This is a genomic window from Saccharopolyspora sp. NPDC045941, assembly GCF_056431445.1.
The window spans coordinates 38,500-59,077 of sequence record NZ_JBWKKU010000063.1 but is presented as its reverse complement, the minus strand read 5'-3'; the positions used below and the strand labels follow the sequence as shown (position 1 = coordinate 59,077).

At 68.9% G+C, this 20,578-nt stretch carries 19 protein-coding genes and 1 pseudogene; 11 read left to right on the top strand and 9 right to left on the bottom strand.

Features of this window, described 5'->3' with window-relative positions; translation table 11 throughout:
- Positions 1–381: 381 nt before the first annotated feature.
- The 6 genes and pseudogenes from AC07FN_RS36115 to AC07FN_RS36090 form a co-directional block, all read left to right on the top strand.
- Positions 382–528, top strand: a pseudogene (locus tag AC07FN_RS36115) (transposase family protein); the annotation flags it as partial.
- Between the two features lie 77 nt (positions 529–605).
- Positions 606–755 carry a hypothetical protein gene (locus AC07FN_RS36110; protein ID WP_478399684.1) on the top strand — a complete coding sequence of 50 codons (150 nt, stop codon included), beginning with the start codon at positions 606–608 and terminating at the stop codon, positions 753–755.
- Positions 756–1,645: 890 nt separating this feature from the next.
- On the top strand, positions 1,646–2,239 hold the full coding sequence (locus AC07FN_RS36105; protein ID WP_478399683.1) for a phosphotransferase family protein: 594 nt from the start codon (positions 1,646–1,648) through the stop codon (positions 2,237–2,239).
- A 2-nt stretch (positions 2,240–2,241) separates the two neighbouring features.
- Entirely contained in the window at positions 2,242–2,781 is a 540-nt protein-coding gene (locus AC07FN_RS36100; protein ID WP_478399682.1) for an HAD family hydrolase, read from the top strand.
- Positions 2,769–3,467 (top strand): nucleotidyltransferase family protein, encoded by a 699-nt coding sequence (locus tag AC07FN_RS36095; RefSeq protein ID WP_478399681.1) that lies wholly within the window; start codon positions 2,769–2,771, stop codon positions 3,465–3,467. The genes AC07FN_RS36100 and AC07FN_RS36095 overlap by 13 nt, the downstream gene beginning before the upstream one ends.
- Positions 3,468–3,471: 4 nt before the next feature.
- Positions 3,472–4,008: a DUF4916 domain-containing protein gene (locus AC07FN_RS36090; RefSeq protein WP_478399680.1), complete on the top strand. Its 537-nt coding sequence runs from the start codon at positions 3,472–3,474 to the stop codon at positions 4,006–4,008.
- 1,181 nt (positions 4,009–5,189) lie between these two features.
- On the opposite strand, the gene AC07FN_RS36085 is transcribed toward AC07FN_RS36090, so the two are convergent.
- Both AC07FN_RS36085 and AC07FN_RS36080 read right to left on the bottom strand, forming a co-directional pair.
- Entirely contained in the window at positions 5,190–6,110 is a 921-nt protein-coding gene (locus tag AC07FN_RS36085; protein WP_478399679.1) for a DUF4158 domain-containing protein, read from the bottom strand.
- Between the two features lie 266 nt (positions 6,111–6,376).
- Complete coding sequence (locus tag AC07FN_RS36080) at positions 6,377–7,849, bottom strand: AMP-binding protein (protein ID WP_478399678.1); 1,473 nt, start codon at positions 7,847–7,849, stop codon at positions 6,377–6,379.
- Between the two features lie 213 nt (positions 7,850–8,062).
- On the opposite strand from AC07FN_RS36080, the gene AC07FN_RS36075 reads away from it, so the two are divergent.
- On the top strand, positions 8,063–9,220 hold the full coding sequence (locus tag AC07FN_RS36075; protein WP_478399677.1) for an LLM class flavin-dependent oxidoreductase: 1,158 nt from the start codon (positions 8,063–8,065) through the stop codon (positions 9,218–9,220).
- Between the two features lie 44 nt (positions 9,221–9,264).
- On the opposite strand, the gene AC07FN_RS36070 is transcribed toward AC07FN_RS36075, so the two are convergent.
- Positions 9,265–11,082: an NAD(P)-binding domain-containing protein gene (locus tag AC07FN_RS36070; RefSeq protein ID WP_478399676.1), complete on the bottom strand. Its 1,818-nt coding sequence runs from the start codon at positions 11,080–11,082 to the stop codon at positions 9,265–9,267.
- Positions 11,083–11,244: 162 nt separating this feature from the next.
- On the opposite strand from AC07FN_RS36070, the gene AC07FN_RS36065 reads away from it, so the two are divergent.
- The gene (locus tag AC07FN_RS36065; RefSeq protein WP_478399675.1) at positions 11,245–12,435 is read left to right on the top strand and encodes a sigma-54-dependent transcriptional regulator family protein; all 1,191 of its coding nucleotides are present in this window, start codon (positions 11,245–11,247) and stop codon (positions 12,433–12,435) included.
- 28 nt (positions 12,436–12,463) lie between these two features.
- On the opposite strand, the gene AC07FN_RS36060 is transcribed toward AC07FN_RS36065, so the two are convergent.
- The 5 genes from AC07FN_RS36060 to AC07FN_RS36040 all read right to left on the bottom strand — a co-directional run bounded on the left by AC07FN_RS36060 (position 12,464) and on the right by AC07FN_RS36040 (position 17,526).
- Positions 12,464–13,180, bottom strand: coding sequence for an aspartate/glutamate racemase family protein (locus AC07FN_RS36060; RefSeq protein ID WP_478399674.1), 717 nt, complete (start codon positions 13,178–13,180; stop codon positions 12,464–12,466).
- Between the two features lie 23 nt (positions 13,181–13,203).
- The gene (locus AC07FN_RS36055; RefSeq protein ID WP_478399673.1) at positions 13,204–14,685 is read right to left on the bottom strand and encodes an NCS1 family nucleobase:cation symporter-1; all 1,482 of its coding nucleotides are present in this window, start codon (positions 14,683–14,685) and stop codon (positions 13,204–13,206) included.
- Positions 14,686–15,038: 353 nt separating this feature from the next.
- Entirely contained in the window at positions 15,039–15,698 is a 660-nt protein-coding gene (locus AC07FN_RS36050; protein WP_452613103.1) for a GntR family transcriptional regulator, read from the bottom strand.
- A gap of 47 nt (positions 15,699–15,745) precedes the next feature.
- Positions 15,746–16,495 (bottom strand): ABC transporter permease, encoded by a 750-nt coding sequence (locus AC07FN_RS36045; protein ID WP_478399672.1) that lies wholly within the window; start codon positions 16,493–16,495, stop codon positions 15,746–15,748.
- A gap of 65 nt (positions 16,496–16,560) precedes the next feature.
- Entirely contained in the window at positions 16,561–17,526 is a 966-nt protein-coding gene (locus tag AC07FN_RS36040) for an ATP-binding cassette domain-containing protein (RefSeq protein ID WP_478399671.1), read from the bottom strand.
- A 387-nt stretch (positions 17,527–17,913) separates the two neighbouring features.
- Between AC07FN_RS36040 and AC07FN_RS36035 the strand changes: the two genes are divergently transcribed.
- Complete coding sequence (locus AC07FN_RS36035; RefSeq protein ID WP_478399670.1) at positions 17,914–18,576, top strand: hypothetical protein; 663 nt, start codon at positions 17,914–17,916, stop codon at positions 18,574–18,576.
- Between the two features lie 110 nt (positions 18,577–18,686).
- Here AC07FN_RS36035 and AC07FN_RS36030 read toward each other — a convergent pair whose 3' ends face one another.
- Positions 18,687–19,265, bottom strand: coding sequence for a helix-turn-helix domain-containing protein (locus AC07FN_RS36030; RefSeq protein ID WP_478399669.1), 579 nt, complete (start codon positions 19,263–19,265; stop codon positions 18,687–18,689).
- Between the two features lie 102 nt (positions 19,266–19,367).
- On the opposite strand from AC07FN_RS36030, the gene AC07FN_RS36025 reads away from it, so the two are divergent.
- Positions 19,368–20,021: a class I SAM-dependent methyltransferase gene (locus tag AC07FN_RS36025; protein WP_478399668.1), complete on the top strand. Its 654-nt coding sequence runs from the start codon at positions 19,368–19,370 to the stop codon at positions 20,019–20,021.
- Positions 20,022–20,053: 32 nt separating this feature from the next.
- Positions 20,054–20,560: a DinB family protein gene (locus AC07FN_RS36020; protein ID WP_478399667.1), complete on the top strand. Its 507-nt coding sequence runs from the start codon at positions 20,054–20,056 to the stop codon at positions 20,558–20,560.
- Positions 20,561–20,578 lie beyond the last annotated feature (18 nt).

Below are 20,578 nucleotides of genomic sequence, written 5' to 3'. Positions count from 1 at the left end.
CCCACTTCCTCCGGGCATGTCTCAGCCGATCACCTGCCACGTTTCCGATCGGCACCCACAAACGATTCTTACTGAGATCACCTCAATGGAAATCAAACCTCTGATTTCCATTGAAATTGCGGAAGTTGTCCCCAGGTGCCCGGGGTTGAGTAGCAGCGGTACAGCCGTTAGCGCTAGGCCAAGATCCGCAGGTCAGGCGCAGCAGCCGGCGGGCTGAGTGGCCGGGTTCCTGTCGCCGGTTTCGGCGTCGGGGGTGCAGCAGGCCGCGTCGGCGAGCGAGGCTGGGCTGTCCTTGCCGAAGGAGGCGGAATCGAGTCAGGCCCTGCCCAGCCCGCATCCGTCACGGACGCCGGATCGCCGGTCCTCCAGGGATTGCTGGAGGTGTTGACGGACGTGGTCGATCCACGCAAGCGCCGGGGTGTGCGGCACCGCCGGGCGGTGGTGCTGGCCATTGCGCTGGCGGCCACGCTGGCCGGGGCACGCTCGTTCACGCCGATCGCCGAGTGGGCCACCGATGCACCAGCGGGTGCACTGGCCCGGCTGTTGGTCGCCGGCCGCCGTCGGAATCGACGATCCGTCGTGTACTGCAACGACTTCCCGGTTATGTGTTCGACGAGAAGATCAGTGCGTGGATGTGGCTGCGTACCAGCACGATCAGCGGGCGGCGGATCATCGCCTTCGACGGGAAAACGGTCAAGGGAGCCAAGGACACCGCCGGGAAGCTGGTGCATCTGCTCACCGGGCTGTGCTACTGATCTTGAATTATCAGGGTTCATGGTGGGGCTAGGCCTCAAATAAGCGAGTCGGTCTCTGTGGGGGCGGTGGTAGCCGAAATGATCACGTTGGCGTGCGCGTGAGATACGCCGATGAGTGGTGGGGGGCGTTGTGGGGCTCGTATGGGCCGGTATCGTGGCGCTCGGGTGGGTGCTGGGCGCCGATTTCGGGGTTCGGGCAGGCGTGGTCGCCACCGCGGGTGCGCGGTGGTCGGGTGTGAAGTCTGGTAACCGGTGGTGGGTTAGCCGAAGCGGGTGCGTTCGATGGTGTTCCAGGTGCTGAAGAGTCGTTCCAGGCTGGGTTGGTAGCCGATGAGCCGGATGGTGATGCTGCGGCCGCTGCCCCATCGACGATCCGAGTAAGAAGGGGCAACGGAACGAGCACAGAGGGGTAGCAAGACAAGACTTTGCTGGCGACCGCCCGGAACTTTGAAATAGTCGAAAGACAGACACCGGGCAGCAGGCTGGAACCAGGACTAAAACTCCAGTGACTCGGGATACGCAAGCCGACCTACTTACCCGCGACCGAACAGAAAATCCTCAGCGAATCTCGGACATCTGCTTCCGCAAGCATGGAGCCGTAATTGAACACCGCAGCACACGAGCCAGCATCAGTACGTAGAATTATGGAGACTTACGGGTCATCAAGCTCACCAGGACCGGAGCTGCGTTGCCGTGTGCCGGACCAGCGGGGCCGATCGGGCGCGGACATCGCACCGAAATCCCAAGATCAGATAGTTAAGTACGGCCCGCCGAACACCGCGCTTGGCAGCCGCGTTGTCGCTCAAGGTGAATGGATTCTACGACACAGCAATCAAGCCCTACCGACGGTCCGCGGTGTTTTCCGGAACAACTCGCGGTGGGGATACACCATGGACCGGCTCGACACGATCCCTCTTGAACTGCTCGACGGCCGGAAGCTTGCGACATCCATCGTCCGGCTGCTGCAAGCCAGTTTTTGGCGCCAGACGCCAGAGGCTGAATTCGACGAATCGGCACATGCCGATCGACTGTCCCCCATCACGGCACCGTTGACCGGGCGCAGGAGAGACGTATTCGATCAACTTCGCGACCGAATAGAATGGGATCGACTTTCCCGGGGCCTCACCCATGGGGATCCGATATTCGACAACGTTCTTTTCGCTCGCGACGGTTCGATGATCTTGATCGATCCGATCCCGTCGACCCCAGGCCTTCCCGACGTGATCGCCCTGGATATCGGCCGAATTTTCCAGTCCTGCGTGGGATACGAGCGGGTGACTTACGAACTACCAGCGCCCGACGACGTCCCGCTCGATATGATCATTTCGATGACGGGACTAGCGCACGACGACCTGATAGCCGCTCTGTACTTCGGAATCGTACACCTCCTTCGTTCGATGGTTTACGTCTCGGCTCGGAAGGCGAAGCACCTCCTGGAGGAATGCGTGGACAGCTTGATTGGAGCGGCGACATGTCGGCTGTAGTGGTGTTCGACATCGACGGGGTACTGGTCGACACCCGAGAGATCGTACGGCGAGCCTATGCCGAGGTCGGCATTGAGTTGCCCGACCAACTCTGGGGCAGTACATGGCGCACTTGGCTTCCCGAGCGCTGCGGGGGAGATCTCCTGCGCGCCCAAGCTGTCCACGATCAAAAAACCCAGTCTCACCTCGACTTACTCAGCAGGAGCAGGGTCACCACACTCGCGGGCGCTGAAGCCGCCCGCGCGTTGCACTCCTGCGGATGGACCGTCAAGTTCATCACCTCCGGCACACGCGAAGTCGTGCAGAGAACGCTTGACTCCGCCGATCCGTCATTGAGCGGGTTCCTGGCCGGAACCGATCTGGACAGCATGGGCAAACGGAGAGCGCTTGACGGGATTTCCCCTGCGGGTGGCGTATACGTCGACGACAACTACGACCTGGGCGTCAAGGTCACCGAAGGAAGCACGTGGAAACTAGTGCATTTCCGCGACCAGGCCGAGACAGAGTTGATCAAGGAGATCAGCACGGTATGGATGTCGTAATCCTTGCCGCCGGACGCGGTAGCAGACTCAAGGACATCACACCGCCTTATTTCAAGCCGTTGATCATCGTTGATGGCGAACCTCTCATCCGCCGGCTCGTCCGGACAGCGTTGCGCGTCTCAAGTGGGCGGATCGTGATCGTCGCCGCCCCGGAAAACGCGCTGCCCCTCTGCCAAGTGCTGGGCGACCTCCCGGCAGAAATCGTCCTCCAGCGTCAGCCGAATGGACCAGGAGACGCGCTCCTCACGGGTCTTCGACTTGTCACCTCGCCTGAGGTCCAGGTCCTCCTCGGCGACAATGTGGTGTCCGTCCGGGACGCGGAGAAGATCGCGCAGGCCGCCGTTCCGGCAGTCGGTGTCGTACCGATGCATCCTACCGAAGCCGAGCGGTACACGTACCTAACCCCGAGCGGCTGCTGGGTCGAAAAACTCCCTTGCGACGAAGCCAAGACCGAGCAGCGCCTGCCCTGCTGGGTCGGCCCGTTGAAGCTGAGGACTGACGAGATCAAAGCCGCCATCGAGCGCCGGATCCGGAGCACGCGAACCGAGGCGGGCCCGGCAGAGCAGGAAATCCCCATCGGGCCACTGCTCAACGAACAGGGTCCGGCCACCCTCGTTCCGGTGTCTTCTGTGGACATTGGCGTTCCCGCTGCATGGCTTCCGGCAAGAACACTCATCGAGGAATGATGTTATGAGCAGCAATTCTTCCGCCAAGGGAAAGTGGATTCCCGAGGCCGAATACGACGAAATCACCAAGAAGATCCCGATCCTGTGCATCGACGTGTTGCCGATCCACCCGGGGCCGGAGCGCTTGGTGGGATTAATACTCCGCGACACCTTCTGGGGCCGCCGTCGATGGTGCCTCGTGGGCGGCGGAGTCCAACACGGCGAACCACTGCCGGACGCCGTCGAGAGGGTCTTCGATTGGGCGCTGGGTGACCGGGTTTCACTCGACCTCGACACCCTGAATCTGAAGGAAGTGGTGGAGTACTTTCCCGATCCTGACACCGGCGAGTTCTTCGACCCCCGCAAGCATGCCGTCGCCCTCACTTACACCTGCGTCATGTCGGGTGACCCATGTCCTCGTGGGAAGGCCATCGATTTCCGCTGGTTCTCGCCCGACGCGCTTCCCGAGCGTGACTCCCTCGGTTTCGGGCAAGAACGTCTTGTACCGCGCCTCCTGGCTGCTTACCCCTCGATCAACCACCAAGCCGACCCAGCAATATGACGGTTTCCGCATCTGCGGGCAGGTAGCGGGCTCGCAGTGGCCACGTCGATGTCGGGCTTGTCCAGCGGCCGGTAGCCGGCGGCGAGGGTGGAACGCTCGTAAACGCCGATCAAGTAGTCGGAAACCGCGCCTGGCCGGAAGGCCGCGACGGTGTCGAGGACGGCGACTGCGGCCTGCCAGGCGCGAGTCGCCTTCGGAGACGTGGGTGAAGGCGTCCAGGAACCCGGTCCAGGAGTGCACCTCGAACAGCAGGTCCGGTAAGTCGATCTGCGGCAGCATCGCTGCGGTCGTCTTGCGCAGCCAGGTCAGCGACGCCGGCTCGTCGACCGCGCCGAGCTTGTCCACGCTCAACCGCGCCCGGCCGCCCTCGGGCGGGACGACGACCTCGACCTTGGCGTCTTCCCCAGCCTCGGCCATCCGGTCGGCCATCTGCCGCCACGCCGCGTCCAGCCCCCGCGTCAACTCGGCCAGATGCTCGGTCACGGGCATGTCCAGGCTCAGCCCGGCCAGCACATTGGGGCGGCCCGCCTCCCAGTGTGGTCCGTCCAGCAGCCGGGCACGAGGATCAGCCCACCGGTTGGACGGGGTGGCGTAGACGTCGCGGCGCAGCAACGCCCGGTGCAGCTGCTCCAGCACGCACACCACGTAGGCGTCCCGGTCCACCGCGCCGGCAGGCAGCGCGGGGTTGGCCAACACCACCGGTTTCCACGAGCGCGGCACCAGATCGACGTCGATGTCCTTGACCGGCGGTGATTTCGAGGCGCCCTTGCGTCGGGCCAGCCTCGGCAACGTACGCACCGCCGCCAGGATCTGCCGCCCACCCTGCGCGGCGGCCAACGCCTCGGACTCGCCCAGTAACGCTAGGAACGGCCGGACCGTGTTGTAGCGGGCTGTCAGGGCCTTGCGCAGCGCGATCTCGGCCGACCCGTCATCGACGGGCACCAGCTTCTCGACCATCGCCATCGCCGCCGTGATCTTGTCGCGGGGCGCGATCTCCTCCAACACCGACCACACCAGTGGCGGGTCCAACGCGACCCCGTCGGCATCGGCCTGCTCCAGCAGCCGCACCAACGTCCCGGAAACGTGGTTGAGCGTTCGGGACGCTCGTTCCAGTTGCGGCAGGTTCGCCAGCCGCTCCTTGTCGGTCGCCCGCTTGGCCGGCGACAGCAGCCGGGTGGCCATCAGCAGCGCGAACAGGTCCAGCGGTCGTCGATCGCCTGAGCCTCCAGGTTGCGCACCACTGCGGTCACCAACGCCGTGCGCCGTGGCTCGGGAGCCCGTTCCAGAGCGGCGGCCTTGCTGGCCATGCCGTAGCGGGCCAGGGTGGCCAGCCGGTTGATCGGCACCCGCGACAGGTTCACTCGGCCCAACCCGAACCCGGAGATCTCGTTGACCCGGTCCAGCGCCTTGGCCATCGCGGTGCCCGTCGACCGGGTCGGCGGCCGACGCAGCCGCTCCAGCTCCGAGCGTCGTGAACCCTCCGGCACCGGCAACAGCCCGACCAGCGCCAGCGGCAACGCCGGGTCCGCCCGGTAGGCGGCACGGGCGACCGAGGAGTGCAACCGGTCCTCGGCGGCGGTGCGCGCGGCAGAGATCTGCCGGGCCAGCACGCTCACCCCCGGCAGCAGCATCCGGTGCCGGCGCAGCCAGGCCACCGCGTGGTTGAACAACGCCACTGGCCCCTCGGCGTGGGTCCAGGCCCGGCCGTAGAGGAACGTGCGGAACTTGCGACCCCACTCGCGGTCGTCGTAGGCGTGGTAGCCGAACACCTCCTGGATCTCCCAGGCGTGCTCGTAGGCCGTCATCTGCCGCTCGGTGTACTTCTTCACGCACGACGCGTCGCGGATCCCCAACTGCTCGGCGAGGTACTCCACCACCGGCCACGGCACCGCGAGCGGGTCCTGGAGGAACAAGCCGACGTAGCGGACGGTGCAGATCTGGAGGGAGAAGCCCAGGCGCGAATGATCACCACGGCGTTTACCGATCAGCCTGCGGTCCTCGTCGTCGAGGAAGAAGAACCGCTCCAGCTTCGGGCGGGTCGGCTCTTGGGCAAACGTCCCGTAGGACTCGGCCTGCTCATCGGTCAGAAACTCCACGGGCACGAGGCCGAACCGTAGACGATGCCCGTTGACCTGCGGATCTTGGCTTAGCGCTAACGGCTGTACCGCTGCTACTCAACCCCGGTGCCGGTGTGTCGTGTGCCGACACGCCGGTGGTCCGCAGTTTCCATTGAAACTGTGGGGGAGTTGTCCCCAGGTGTCGGCATGCCGTGGGGTGACATGCCGGTGGTCTGCGGTTTCCATTGAAACTGTGGGAGGTGTTCGCACCTGTCTGTGCTTTGGGCGGTGTTGTCCGGAGGGGTGGGCGATTACGGCAGGCGTTCGGCTCGGAGGCGGGAGCGGCGGATCTTGCCCGCTTCGTCCCGCAGCGGGTCCGCGACGAACTCGAAGCTCCGGGGCAGGCGGTAGGGCGCGACCAGGGTGCGGAGGTGTTCCAGCAGCGACTCCTCGGTCACCGGGCGGCGCGGGTGGACGATCGCGTGCGGGACGTTGCCGAGATCGTCGTCGGGCAGGCCGATCACGCAGCTGTCCACCACCGCGTCGTGCAGCGCCAGCGCCGCTTCCAGTTCCGCCGGGTACACGTTCGCGCCGCCCACCAGGATCATGTCCGTCTCCCGGTCGCCGAGGTAGAGGTACCCGTCCTCGTCGAACCAGCCGATGTCGCCGAGGGATTCCCAGCCTTCCCCGTCGACCTGCGCCCGCCCGCCCAGCAGCCGGTACGTCGGATCGACGTCCGCCGCCGTGCGCATCCACACCTTGCCCTCCCGGCCCGGCGGCAGGACCCGGCCTTCGGCGTCGCGCACCTCCATCTCGCCGCGCAGCACCCGGCCGACCGAGCCCGGGTGCGCCAGCCACTCCTCGCTGGTGATGAACGTGGCGGCCTGCGCCTCGGTGCCCGCGTACAGCTCGCGCACGATCGGCCCGACCCAATCGATCCACTGCCGCTTCAGCCACACCGGCACCGGCGCCGCCGTGTGGAAGACGGCGCGCAGGCTCGACATGTCGGCGGCGTCGCGCACCTCCGCGGGCAGCTTCGAGATCCGGGCCAGGATCGTCGACACCACGTACAGCCAGGTCACCTTGTGCTCGCCGATCAGCCGCAGCGTCTCGGCGGCGTCGAAGCGGCGCATCAGGATCACGTGGTTGCCGCGCAGCAGCCCCATGGCCACGGACATGTTCGGCGCGTTGTGCGACACCGGGGACGGCACCAGCGCGACGCCGCCGGGCTCGATGCCGAAGCTGTCCGCGGACGGTTCCACGTCCTCCACCAGCGCGGGCCGCCCCGCGACGATCACCTTGGGCCGCCCGGTGCTGCCGCCGGACGTCGGTGCCTTCCACGCGGGGGAGACCGCCGCCGGCAGCGGCCCGTCGTCCTGCTGGGCGGAGCGGAACCGCGCGGGCAGCACCGGGCGCCCGCCGGTCAGCTCGGGTTCGACGTCGCCGATCACCAGCGCCGGCTCGGTCAGCGCGATGATCTCCGCCAGTTCGCCGGCCGGGAGCTTGGGGCTCAGCGGCTGGGGCACCGCGCCGACCTTCCAGGCCGCGATCTCAGCGAGCACGAACGGCACCCCGTTGGGCAGCACGATGCTGACGAAGTCGCCGTGCCGCACTCCGCGCGCCAGCAGGTCGCGGGCCAGCCGGTTCGACTCGGATTCCAGCTCGGCCCGGGTGAGCGTGGTGTCCTCGCAGGTCAGCGCGGCGCGGTCGGGTTCGGCGGCGGCGAGTTCGGCCAGCCGGACGGGGAACGGGGTACCGGCGGCGGGCCGGTCGGCTGCGGGCACTCTCGATCTCCTTGTCGTCCACTTCGGACCGGCGGACAGCGGAAAACCGGCTTTGTGCACCGAATGAATCACCGACCGGTGGGTACGACAAGTACGGCACGCCTAACGAACCGATAGGCGCAGGCTATTCCGGCCGGTCCGGTCGGGCGATTGCAGACCGCGGGCGACTTTAGTGCACTGGGGAAGGCATCCCGGGCTACCCAGGAGGTAGGCGTGAGCAAGCTGCGTTTCGGTGTTTTCCTGGCCCCCTTCCACACCGCGGGCCAGAACCCCACCTTGGCACTGCACCGCGACCTCGAACTCATCCAGCACCTCGACGCGCTCGGCTACGACGAGGCGTGGATCGGCGAACACCACTCGGCGGGCAGCGAGCTGATCGCCTCGCCGGAGATCTTTATCGCCACGGCGGCCGAGCGGACGCGGCACATCAGGCTCGGCACCGGCGTGATCTCGCTGGCGTACCACAACCCGCTGTGGGTGGCGGACCGGATGGTGCTGCTGGACCACCTGACGCGCGGCCGGGTCATGCTCGGCGTCGGGCCCGGCTCGCTGCCCACGGATTCGGCGATGATCGGCCTCAACCCGACCGAGACCCGCGAGCTGCTCGACGAGAACCTCGACATCGTGCTGCGCCTGCTGCGCGGCGAAGCGGTCACCGCGCAGACCCGGACGCACAACCTCGTCGACGCGTGCCTGCAGCTGCGGCCCTACTCGGATCCGCTGTTCGACGTGACGGTGGCCGCGGTGGCGTCTCCGACCGGTCCCCGGCTGGCCGGGCGGCACGGCATCGGGCTGCTGTCGATCGGCGCGACGCTCACCGTCGAGAGCTTCGACGCCCTGGGGTACCACTGGGGCATCGTGACCGAGCGCGCCGAGGCCTTCGGCACCGAGGTGGATCGCGAGGCGTGGCGGCTGGTCGGCCTGATGCACGTCGCCGAGACGCGGGAGCAGGCGTACCGGGACGTCGAGCACGGGATCGAGGACTGGTTCGAGTACTTCCAGAAGATCGCGGCCTTCCCGCAGATGCACGTGTCGGGCGGCGACGTGGGGGAGATGATCGCGTTCATCCGCGATTCGGGCGTCGGCGTGATCGGCACCCCGGAGGACGCGGCGGAGCAGGTGCAGCGGCTGGTGGACCAGTCCGGCGGATTCGGCGCGATGCTGCTGATGGCGCACGAGTGGGCGAACCCGGCGGCGACGAAGCGCTCCTACGAACTGATCGCCCAGCACGTGGTGCCCGTCTTCCAGGGGCAGCATCAGCCCACATTGGACGCAAAGGCGCGGGCGAGCGCGAGGCGGGAAGGCCACGCCCAGGCCCAGCACGACGCGGTGGCCCACATGGCCAAGAAGTACGAAGCCGAACGCGCCTAGCCGTCCGCGGGGCGCCTCCGGCGGGCGGAGGCGCCCCGCGCAGGTCAGGACAGGTGGTGCACCTCCTGCAGGCCGTAGACCGGCGTCGGGATGCCCTCGTACCTGGCCTTGAGCTGCAGGGCGAGGTAGAGGGAGTAGTGCCGGGACTGGTGCAGGTTCCCGCCGTGGAACCACAGGCCCTGCTGCTGCGTGGGTTTCCACATGTTGCGCTGCTCGCCCTCCCACGGCCCGGGGTCCTTCGTCGTGCCCGAACCCAGGCCCCAGCACTTGCCGACCTTGTCCGCCATCTCCTGGCCGGCCAGGTCCGCCACCCACCCGTTCATCGAGCCGTACCCGGTCGCGTAGACGACCACGTCGGCAGGCAGCTCGGTGCCGTCGGCGAGCACGACGCCGTCGGCGGTGAGGTGGTCGACCTTGCCGTGGGCGAGGGCGATCTCGCCGTCGGCGACCAGTTCGGAGGCGCCGACGTCGATGTAGTAGCCGGAGCCGCGGCGCAGGTACTTCATGAACAGCCCGGATTCGTCGTCGCCCCAGTCGAGCAGGAACCCGGCCTTCTCCAGCCGGTCGTAGAAGTCCGCGTCGCGCTCCCGGATCTGCTTGTACACCGGGATCTGGAACTCGTGCATGATCCGGTACGGCAGCGACGCGAAGACCATGTCGGCCTTGTCGGTGGTCATCCCCGAGCTCACCGCGCGCTCGGAGTAGAGGTCGCCCATGGCGATGTCCATCAGCGATTCGGACCTGACGATGTGCGTGGAGGAGCGCTGCACCATGGTGACCGCGGCGCCGTGCTCCCACAGCGCGGCGCAGATGTCGTGGGCGGAGTTGTTGGAGCCGATCACGACCGCCCGCTTGCCCGCGTAGGAGTCGGGGCCGGGGTGCTGCGAGGAATGGTGCTGATCGCCCTGGAAGAGGTCCATCCCCGGGAACGACGGGATGTTCGGCTTGCCGGACATGCCGGTGGCGAAGACGAGCTGCCGGGGCGTGAGGGTGATCGCCTCGCCGTCGCGGTCGACCACGACGGTCCACTGCTCGGTGGCTTCGTCCCAGCTGGCGGAGGTGACCTCGGACCCCGTCCAGTACGGGACCTCCATCACCTGCGTGTACATCTCCAGCCAGTCGGCGATCTTGTCCTTGGGCGCGAAGACCGGCCAGTTGTCGGGGAAGGGCAGGTACGGCAGGTGGTCGTACCAGACCGGGTCGTGCAGGCACAGGCTCTTGTAGCGCTTGCGCCACGAATCCCCGGCGCGGGCGTTGCGTTCGAGGACGAGGGCGGGCACGCCGAGCTGGCGGAGCCGCGCGCCCAGCGCGATACCGCCCTGCCCGCCGCCGATGACGACGACGTAGGGCTGCTGCTCGCGTCCGAGCTCGGCCTGCTCGCGGTCGCGTTCTTGGGCCCAGGAACGACGTCCCCTGAGTGTCCCGTGGTGGGCGCCCTTCGGGCGTCGTTCGCGTTGCGGTTCCTCGAATCCCTTGAGCTCGCGCAGGCTGGTGAGCAGCGTCCAGCCGCCCTCCTCGGTCAGCCGGAGATGTCCCTTCCCGCGGCCGCCGGCCGTCTCGAACTCGATCCACGCCTCGATGACGCCCGCCGACTCGACCGGGGCCTCCGTGGTGCGGAAGCCGGCGGGGGCGGTGTGGGCCAGGCAGGACTCCAGCATGTGCGCGATGCCCTCGCGCCCCTCGACGGTCTTGATGTTCCAGGTGAACGACACCAGGTCCCGCCAGTAGCTGTCGGCGGCGAACATCTCGGCGGCCTGCCGGGCGTCGCCGGCCGCGAGCGCGGACTCGAAACGATTCAGCCAGGCATCGACGCGCTCCTGCGGGGAGCCGGGCCGTGCCACCGGGTCGATCGTCTGCGTCATCGCAACTCCCTGTCATCCCAGTTGTCGAGTAACGCAGAGCACACTCCTCGTTCGGAGTGGTCGGCAAGGGTTGCAGCGAATTGCAATCCGCTCCGGCTATCGCGTGCGGTGACCGGTGCCACATATCATCGCCGCGAGAGCGATGGCGCGGGAGGTGGACAGGTGAGCGTTCCGCACGCTGTCCCGCCGGGTCGGCACCTACCCGACTACGCCCGCGACCTGGTGCGGATGCACGACGCCGTCATCTCCGGAAGCCGGCCGCAACTGCGCCCACGCGCCCTCGTCTCCCGTTCCTGGTCGCGCGTGCTCGGGCTCGGCCTCACCGCAGACGGGCGCAACGTCCGCGCCGCCCTCGCCGAGGAGGAACTCGCGCGGCGGCGGCACGATTCGCCGCTGCGGAACGTCATCGGCGAACTCAGGCAGGTGATCGGGGCGGTGTCCGACGCCTCGCCGCTGCTGCTGGTGGTCACCGACGCCGAGGGCGTCATCCTCTGGCAGGAGGGCGCGTCGCCGGTCCGCCGCCGGGCCGAGGACCTCGGTTTCCGCCCGGGAGCCGAGTGGACCGAGGCGAACGTGGGCACCAACGCGATCGGCACCGCGCTGGCCGAGGCCGCGCCGGTCGAGCTGCTGGCGGGCGAGCATTTCGAGCAGGGCCAGCATCCGTGGTACTGCACCGCCGCGCCGATCCACGACCCGCGCACCGGCGCGCTGCTGGGCGTCGTCGACGTCAGCGGGCCCGCCCTGACGCTGCACCCGGCGATCGGCGCCCTGGTGGAGACGGCGCGACGGCTCGCCGAGTCCCAGCTCTGGCGCGGCCATCGGCAGGGCCTGGAACGGCTGCGGCGGTCGGCCGAGCCGCTGCTGGCCGCGGCCGCCGGGCCGGCGCTGCTGGTCGACGACGACGGCTGGGTCGCGCACAGCTCGGGCATCGCGGTGGGGGACCGGATCGCCGCGCCGGCCGACGGGCAGGTCATCGCGGTTCCCGGCGTCGGTGCCTGCCTGCCCGAGCGGCTGGTGGACGGCTGGCTGATCCGGCCGTCGGACCGCGGGCGGGCGGTGCTGCTCGACCTCGACCTGTCCGGCTCGCCGATGCTGCGCCTGCGCTCCGGCGACGCCGAATGGCACCGCCCGCTGACCAGGCGGCACGCCGAGATCTTCGCGCTCCTGCACTCCGCCGGCCCCGCCGGCCTCACCGCGCAGGCGCTCAGCCGGGCCCTGTTCGGCGACTCCGAGCACCTCGTCACCGTCCGCGCGGAGGTGTCGCGGCTGCGCCGCCTGCACGGAACCCTCGTGGAGACCAGGCCCTACCGGCTGGCCGACGGAGTCGAGCTGGCCGTCCACCGCGCGCCGTGATCCCGGGGCGCGGTGGACGGCCGGACGCTCACCCCAGCGGCCAGCCCTTGAGGGGCTTGGGCTGCGGCGTGGGGTAGGCGCGCTTGGAGGTGGTGAGGTTCTGGTTCACCAGGGCCTCCGCCAGGCTCACCGCCGCGGCGACCCCGTCGACGACCGGGACGCCGACCTCCGCCTCGACCCGCTCCGCGAGCCCCGCCATTCCGGCACAGCCGAGCAGGATCACGTCGGCGCCGTCGTCCTCCACCGCCAGCCGCGCCTCCTCGACGATGCGCGTGGCGGCCCGGTCCTCGTCGGCCTCCAGCTCCAGCACCGGGATCTCGGCGGCGCGCAGCGCCGCGCACCGGCCCGTCAGGCCGATCAGCTGGAGGCGGTCGTGGATCTGGCCGAGCGTGCGGCGCAGCGAGGTGACCACCGCGTAGCGGCGGCCGATCAGGCACGCCGTGTGCGCGGCGGCCTCGGTGATGTCGACGACCGGCACGTCGAACAGCTCCGCGAGCCCTTCCTTGCCGTGCTCGCCGAAGCCCGCCAGCACCACCGCGTCGAAGGGTTCTTCGAGCCGGCTGACGCGGTCCATCACCGCCACCGCCGCCAGGTAGCTCTCGAAGTTGCCCTCCACCGAGCCGGCCCCGAAATCCGGTGTCACCGCGATGATCTCGGTGGTGTCGGAGGTTGCTTTCACGGCCTGCTGCCGGATTGCCTCGGTGACCGCCTCGGTCGTGTTGACGTTGGCGACGACGATCCTCATGTTTCCCCTCACGGACTAGCTGGTCACTCGGCGGCCACGGCGATGGCTTCGCCGTCGACGTCGTGGAATTCCGGCTTGCGATCGCCGATGACGGCGTAGATGGCCGCGCCGAGGATCGCCCCGACGAACCAGGAGAACCCGGCGACGACCTCGAAGACGGGCACCAGCGCCACGATGACCGAGATCGCGGCGGCGGGCACGAACGCCCAGACCGCCTTGGGGTTGTAGCCGTTGCGGTAGTGGTACTCGCCGTCCGGGTTCTCGGTGTAGAGGTCCGGGACGTTGACGCGGGCCTTCCGCAGCAGCCAGTAGTCCGCCATGATCACGCCGAAGATCGGGCCGAGCAGCGCGCCGAGGCCGCCGAGGAAGTAGTTCACCACGACGGGGTTGTCGTAGAGGTTCCACGGCAGGATGACGAGGCCGATGACGGCGCTGACCAACCCGGCCCGCCGGAAGTTCAGCTTCTGCGGGAAGAGGTTCACGAGCACGTAGATCGGCGCCACGAAGTTCGCCATCAGGTTCACCGCGATCGTCAGGATGATCAGCGCGACCGAGGCGCTCGCGAGCAGGATCAGGTTGGGGATCGTCTGCACGATGTCGGTCGGGCTGGTGATCACCCGGCCGTCAAGCTTGAACTGCGCGCCGCTGAGGACGACGACGATGCCGGCGAAGAAGAGCATGTTCACCGGAATCCCGATCAGGTTGCCGCCGATGATCGACTTCCGGCTCTTGGCCGAGCGCGTGAAGTCGCAGAAGTTCAGCACGAAGGTCCCGTAGATCACGACCCAGAGCGCGGCGCCCTGCAGGATCTGCAGCCACATCGCGCCGCCGGTGAGCGGCTGCGTGGTGGAGATCGAGATGGAACCGCCTGCGCGGACGAACATCCAGATCGCCAGCGCGCACATCGTGATGAGGGTCGTCGGCGCGGCGATCGCCATGTACTTGCGGATCACGTGCATGCCGTAGCTGACGATGAGGACCTGGACGGCCCACAGCGCGAGGAAGGTGATCCAGCCGAGCGTCGAAAGCCCCAGCGCGGACGTCGTCTCCAGCACCTGCAGCCTGGGGAACATGGCCACCAGGAGGGCGTTGAGCACGGCGGACGCGAGGTAGGTCTGGATGCCGAACCAGGCGATCGCGACGATGCCGCGGACGGCGGCCGGGATCCGCGCGCCCTTGGTGCCGAACGCGATGCGGCTCATGACGGGGAAGGGCACGCCGGTCTTGTGGCCCATGTAGCCGGACAGCGTCAGGAGCAGGAACAACAGCACCGAGGCCAGCACGAATGCCAGTAGAATGCCCCATACGCTCAGCCCGAGCGCGAACAGGCCGATGGCGAAGGCGTAGTTGCCGAGGCTGTGCACGTCATTGGCCCAGAGCGTGAAGACGTTGTAGGCGCCCCAGCGGCGCCCCTCCTTCTTCGTCGGGGCGAGGTCGTAGCTGTACAGAGTGGTGCTGGCGGAGCCGGGCGGATCCGTGGCAGTTCGGTCGTCCGTCGCGGTCATAAGGCTGCTCCCGGGTTTCCACATTGAAACATTCGGCTACCTTGAATTTCCTATTTATTCCACGATGTGGAAGTATAAGAATATGTATACGTAAGGTAGGCCCAGGTGAACCACTGGTCAAGAGTTGGTCGGGGTCGTTCGGATACCGAAATCTTCGCCGGGCGCGGTTTTCCCGGCAAACGCACCGGATCCCCCGTGCCGTTGTGGCACAAGGGGATCCGGTGTGCGGAAATCTCCGACGAGTGCCGCGCGGGGTCAGCGGTTCGCGGGGCGGAGGCCGCCGAGGAGCGTTCCGGCGAGCCTGTCGATGAACTCCGGTGTTGCCGAGCGGTGTGAATGCGGCGCTGAGCCGGTCAGAAGAGCATGCGTTCCAGGACCATCTGGCGGCTGGACAGGACGTGCTGCTTCGCCACCTCCGCGGCGCGGTCCGCGTCGCCGGCGGCGATCGCGGCCTGGAGCGCCTCGTGCTCGGTGCAGACCCGCTCGGGTTCGAGGTTCATCCGGAACAGCCAGGCCAGCCGGCTGTGCAGCGGCTCCAGCATCGACGCCAGCAGGTCGTTGCCCGCGAGCCCGACGAGCGTGTCGTGGAAGGTGGCGTTGGCGTCGGACATCGCGTTGACGTCACCGGCCTCGTGCGCCTCGCGCGCCCTGCGGGCCAGGTCGGCCAGCTGCGCCACTTCCTCGGCCTCGGCGCGCTCGGAGGCCAGCCGGGCGGCGTAGACCTCCAGCGCCTCGCGGACCTCGAACAGCTCCTTGACCTGCTGGCGGTCCAGGCCGCGGACGAACACGCCCCGGCGGCGCGGCAGCACGTCGACGAACCCTTCGCTCTGCAGCATCCGGATCGCCTCGCGCACCGGAACCCGGGAGATCCCGAGCTCGGCGGCGAGTTCCTGCTCGAAGATCCGGTCACCGGGGCGCAGCCGGCCATCGGCGATGCGGTCCTGCAGTTCCCTGCGCACCTGATCGCGCAGGGGGACGCGGGTTTCCGCGGTTTGCTCACCGGTGACCGACACGGCTCCTCCTCCTGGATCGCGCTGCCCCCAGCCTAGGCGAGGCGGGTTCAGATGCCGCGCTTCATGGCGCGCGTTCCCAGCCACAGGCCCGCGGCGGCGATGACGCCCGCCGCGATGATCCCGTACGGCACCGACGGGTCCGGGAGCTGCCCGGAGAACAGCGCCCGCTCGGCGTCGGCGATGTGCGAGACCGGGTTGAACCGCGCGATGATCTGCAGCCACGCCGGGCCGAAGTCCATCGGCAGCAGCACCCCGGACAGCAGCAGCAACGGGAACAGCACGAGCTGAGTGATCGCGTAGAACAGCTCGCCGCCGGGGTGCGAGGCGATCGCCAGCACGAACGACAGCGCGCCGAGCCCGACGCCGAACACCAGCAGCAGGGCCAGCCCGGCGAGCACCCCGGTGGGGTGCAGCTGGAAGCCCAGCGGCACGGACAGCGCGATGAGCAGCACCGCCTGCACCAGCAGCAGGGCGAACTCCTTCAGCGTTCGCCCCACGAGCATCGCCGAGCGGTTCAGCGGCGTCACCAGCATCCGCTCCAGCGAGCCGCCGCCGAGCTCGACCAGCAGGTTGTAACCGGCCATCATCGGGCCGAACAGGCACATCATCACGAGGATGCCCGGCACGAACCACTGCCACGGCGCGGCGTCGAACCCGGAGGTGCCGGCCAGCAGCGGCCCGAAGAGGAACAGGAACAGCACCGGCTGCGCCATGCTGAACAGGATCACCATCGGCTCGCGCAGCGCCGGGGTGAACTCCCGGGCGAAAACCGTTGCGGTGTCGCGGAAGAAGTGCATCGATCGGTCCTTTCTTCGGTTCAGGTGTCGTGAGTGCGCAAGCCGGTGATAACCGGAGCCGGCACTCACGACTCGGCTTCGCCTTCGCCTTCGCGGAGGCTTCGGCCGGTGAGCGCGAGGAAGACGTCGTCCAAGGTGGGGCGCAAGGTTTCGGCGGCGATCGCCTTGATCCCGGTCTCCTCGAAGGCGCGCAGGTATTCCGGCAGCGCGGTGTCGGCACGGGGTACCCGGACCTGGACCGACTGGCCGTCGACGGTGACGGCGTCGGGGGAGGCGAGCCGGGCCGCGGTCTCGGCCGCCGGTGCCGCGTCCGCGTGGGCGACGGTGATGACGATGCGGTCGCCGGCGAGGTCGGCCTTGAGCTGTTCGGCCGTGCCGTCGGCGATGACCCGGCCGTGGTCGACGATCACCACCCGCTCGGCCATGCTGTCGGCCTCGTCGAGGTAGTGCGTGGTGAACAGCAGCGTCGTGCGGTGTTCTTCGCGCAGCCGCAGCACGTGCTCCCAGATGTTGGCCCGGCTGTGCGGGTCGAGGCCGGTGGACGGCTCGTCCAGGAACAGCAGAGCCGGGCGGTTGACCAGGCCCATCGCGATGTCGAGGCGGCGGCGTTGCCCGCCGGAGAGCGTGCCCGGCTTGCGGGCCGCCAGCGGGGTCAGGTCGAGCAGGTCGAGGACCTCGTCGGCGCGGCGCCGGGCGTCGTGGCGGGTCAGGCCGTAGCTGCGGCCCTGGGTGATCAGCTCGTCGCGGGCGCGGAAGTTCTCGCCGGCGCTGCTCCGCTGGCCGACGTACCCGATGCGGGCGCGCACCGCGGCGGGGGAGGCGATGATGTCGTGCCCCGCGACGGTGGCCGTTCCGGACGTGGGCGGCAGCAGCGTGGTGAGCATCCGCAGGCTGGTCGACTTGCCGGCCCCGTTCGGACCGAGGAAGGCGACCAGCTGGCCGCGCTCGACGTCGAGGTCCAGGCCGCGCACGGCGTCGACCGGTCGGCGTTTGACGGTGAACCGGCGGGTCAGGCCGCGGGTGTGGATCATCAATGGCTCCTTCTGCGCGGTTGCCCTGGAAATGGGCATGACGAAGAAACCCCGGTTCGGGGGTTTCGGGCGAGATGACCGATCCTGGCGCGCGGCGGACCCGGCGGTCAAACGTGAACAGCACTTTCATGTTTGCTCTGACCTGCGAAAACTTCGCGGCCGGCGCGCTCGGTCGGGGCGCTGCGTGCGGCCGATTTCGCTGGTCGGCGGCCATTTCCGGAATTTCCCGAAGAAATTCAGCTGTGAACCCGAGGTTCACGGTTCTGCGCGGGTTTGCGACTCATGGAGGAGCTCGCCGTGGACGACGACTGATTCCCGCGCGGGCCCGGTTGTGAACCTTGGGTTTACACTGATACTGTGAACCCAAGGTTTACAAGGAGGTCGGACATGTCGGCGGAAGAGGCCGAGCGGTTGGTGCGGCAGATGGCGGACTCGGTGCCGGTCGAGGCGATCGATCCGGGCCCGAAGGGCAGCGACTTCGGCGACGAGCAGGAGCGCCGGGTGGCCGCGCTGGGCAGGCTCCGCGCGGCGCTGGAGGCGGAGGAGCTGATGGCCGAAGCGGCGGGGCGCACCGTTTCCGCCGCGGCGGCGGAAACGGTGTGGCTCGGCGCGAGCCTCGCGGACCTGAGCACGGTCACCGGCCGGTCCCGGCAGGCGGCCCGCAAGCGGTGGCCGGAGCTGGGCGGCATCTACCGGCGCCGCAAGTGGCTCGGCGACCACGTCGAGGACATCACCTACACGGCGGGCCTGCTGGCGTCCCGCGCCGACGACCTGGTGCCCGGGCGCGGCCACGGCACGTTCATGAAGCTGATCCGGCAACTGCGCGAGGGATTGCGCCGCAGCGAGGACGACTTCGCCCAGGGCACCCGGGAGAACGCGGACCCGGCGGCGCGCTGGCGAGCGCTCGACGACCTGGTGAACGTGACGCTGCGCGAAATCATCGAAACGGCGGGAAAACCGGCGACCCCGGAAGCGGACTTCGCCCTCCACGGAGCCCGCGGAGTCCTCGGCTACTACGACCACGCCACGGCCGAATCCCCGGAGGCCTGATCCGCCCGGCGCGGCAGGAACCTCCCGATTCCAGGCGAGATCGGAGGTTCCTGCCGAGCTCCGGCGGGTCGCGATCGGGCGGCGTCACCGGCACCGCGGCGCTGCCGGGTTCACCGGGTGCGCGGCTGGACGTGGACGCGTTCGCCTTGCAGTCCGAACAGGATGAGCAATTCGACCGCGCGCCCGTCTGCCGACCCCAGCCAGTGCGGCAGCGTGGTGTCGAACTCCGCGGCCTCGCCCGGCGGAAGGATCAGATCCCGTTCGCCCAGCACCAGCCGCAACCGTCCATTGAGGACGTAGAGCCACTCGTAGCCGCTGTGGGTCTGCGGGGTGGGTTCGGCCGGCTCGGCGCGGCTCGGGATGAGCATCTTGTACGCGTGCACCCCGCCGGGCCTGCGGGTGAGCGGGATGAAGGTCATGCCGTGGCGGTGGATCGGGTGCAGGTGGATCCGCGGGTCACCGGTGCGGGGAGCGCCGACGAGGTCGTCGAGCGGGACGTCGTAGGCGCGGGCCAGCGGTAGCAGCAGCTCCAGGTTCGCCCGCCGATGCCCGCTTTCCAGGCGGGACAGGGTGCTCTCCGAGATCCCGGTCCTCGCCGCGAGATCCGCCAGGGTGCTGCCGCGTTGCCTGCGCAGCGTGCGCAGCCGTGGCCCGACCGCGTCCAGCACGTCCTCTAGTTCCTCGCTCATGCCCCCAGTCTTGCCGGTTCGGCAAGGTTCCGTGCAATCGGTGCCGGTTGCGCGCGAGGGTGGTTGCCGTACCCGATGACCGGCACGAGGGAGAAACCGACAATGGGCCAGGATTCCACCGGCACGGCGCCGGGCGTCGACGCCGCCCGCTTCTGGGACGAGCTCTACCGCGATCCCCGGCCTGCCCAGACCGGCCGGGCGAATCCCGTGCTGGCCGAGATCGTCGGGGACCTCACCCCGGGCACCGCCCTGGACCTGGGCTGCGGGGCCGGCGGTGACGCGCTCTGGCTGGCCGGTCGCGGGTGGCGGGTGACCGCGGTCGACATTTCCGCCAACGCCGTGCGTCGCCTCGCCGAGAACGCCCAGGCACGCGGCCTGGACGCGATGATGTCCGTGGAATGCGTGGACCTGGCGGAGGACTTCCCCGCGGGCGGCTTCGACCTGGTGTCCGCCCAGTACTTCCAGACGCCGTTCGCGTTGCCCCGGGTCCGGGTTCTGCGCACCGCCGCGCACGCGCTGCGCCTCGGCGGGCGGCTCGTGGTCGTCGACCACGGCTCCACGGCGCCCTGGACCTGGAACCAGGACCCCGGGCTCCACTACCCCAGGCCGGACGAGGTGTCCGCCGAGCTGGCCCTCGACCCGGCCCGGTGGCGCGTCGAGCGCGCGGACATGCCCCGGCGGCACGCGACGGGACCGGGCGGCCAGACCGCGACCGTCGTCGACAACGTGCTGGTCATTCGCCGGACGGCGGCCTGATCTCCGCCCGCCCCCGATCTGAGAGGACGACCATGCCGCAGATGCACCGCCCCGCCGAGCACCGTCGCGACGCCGGACCCCCGAAGACCGGGCCCGGGGAGAAGGACGTGCTGCTGGGCTTCCTCGACTACCTGCGCGACTCGGTGATCGCCAAGGCGCACGGCGTCCCGGAACCGCAGGTCCGCACGCCCGGCGTGAAGTCGGGAACGAACCTGCTCGGCCTCGTCAAGCACCTCACCCACGTCGAACGCCACTGGTTGCTCGGCGATCCGGTCACCGACTGGGCAGCGACCTTCCGGCCGGAACCGGACGAAAGCGCCGACGACGTCCTCCTCGCCTACCGGGAAACCACAGCCCGCGCGAACGAGGCGATCGCCGCGTGCCCCGACGTCGCCGCGGCCGGACCGCGCCCGGGCGGGCGGCCCGGCCCGGCACCGTCCCTGCGCTGGACCCTCGCCCACCTGATCGAGGAAACCGGGCGCCACGCCGGGCACGCCGACATCCTGCGCGAACTCATCGACGGCGCCACCGGACGCTGACCCGCCCGAGTCGATGGT

Coding starts and splice junctions, on each gene's coding strand:
- AC07FN_RS36030 (WP_478399669.1), bottom strand. CDS start 19,265: ATGAGCGAGGAACTAGAGGACGTGCTGGACGCGGTCGGGCCACGGCTG.
- AC07FN_RS36020 (WP_478399667.1), top strand. CDS start 20,054: ATGCCGCAGATGCACCGCCCCGCCGAGCACCGTCGCGACGCCGGACCC.
- AC07FN_RS36025 (WP_478399668.1), top strand. CDS start 19,368: ATGGGCCAGGATTCCACCGGCACGGCGCCGGGCGTCGACGCCGCCCGC.
- AC07FN_RS36105 (WP_478399683.1), top strand. CDS start 1,646: ATGGACCGGCTCGACACGATCCCTCTTGAACTGCTCGACGGCCGGAAG.
- AC07FN_RS36090 (WP_478399680.1), top strand. CDS start 3,472: ATGAGCAGCAATTCTTCCGCCAAGGGAAAGTGGATTCCCGAGGCCGAA.
- AC07FN_RS36095 (WP_478399681.1), top strand. CDS start 2,769: ATGGATGTCGTAATCCTTGCCGCCGGACGCGGTAGCAGACTCAAGGAC.
- AC07FN_RS36060 (WP_478399674.1), bottom strand. CDS start 13,180: ATGAGGATCGTCGTCGCCAACGTCAACACGACCGAGGCGGTCACCGAG.
- AC07FN_RS36035 (WP_478399670.1), top strand. CDS start 17,914: ATGTCGGCGGAAGAGGCCGAGCGGTTGGTGCGGCAGATGGCGGACTCG.
- AC07FN_RS36045 (WP_478399672.1), bottom strand. CDS start 16,495: ATGCACTTCTTCCGCGACACCGCAACGGTTTTCGCCCGGGAGTTCACC.
- AC07FN_RS36055 (WP_478399673.1), bottom strand. CDS start 14,685: ATGACCGCGACGGACGACCGAACTGCCACGGATCCGCCCGGCTCCGCC.
- AC07FN_RS36040 (WP_478399671.1), bottom strand. CDS start 17,526: ATGATCCACACCCGCGGCCTGACCCGCCGGTTCACCGTCAAACGCCGA.
- AC07FN_RS36070 (WP_478399676.1), bottom strand. CDS start 11,082: ATGACGCAGACGATCGACCCGGTGGCACGGCCCGGCTCCCCGCAGGAG.